This is a genomic window from Saccharothrix lopnurensis (assembly GCF_042658445.1).
Classification (GTDB): Bacteria; Actinomycetota; Actinomycetes; order Mycobacteriales; family Pseudonocardiaceae; genus Actinosynnema; species Actinosynnema lopnurensis.
The window spans coordinates 1-269 of sequence record NZ_JBHSQO010000121.1; the positions used below are offsets into that span (position 1 = coordinate 1).

1 protein-coding gene is annotated in these 269 nt (G+C 56.9%); it reads left to right on the forward strand.

Annotated elements, in window-relative coordinates:
* The coding region (locus ACFP3R_RS37625) for a DDE-type integrase/transposase/recombinase (protein WP_334649530.1) at positions 1-269 on the forward strand (269 nt) is incomplete at both ends.

Consider the following 269-nt stretch of genomic DNA (forward strand, 5'->3'; position numbering starts at 1 on the left):
CCTACGTGAAGGTCAATGGCCGCTGGGCGTATCTGTACCGGGCCGTCGACAGCCGGGGCCGCACTGTCGATTTTTATCTCTCCTCCCGTCGTAACAGCAAAGCTGCATACCGGTTTCTGGGTAAAATCCTCAACAACGTGAAGAAGTGGCAGATCCCGCGATTCATCAACACGGATAAAGCGCCCGCCTATGGTCGCGCGCTTGCTCTGCTCAAACGCGAAGGCCGGTGCCCGTCTGACGTTGAACACCGACAGATTAAGTACCGGAAC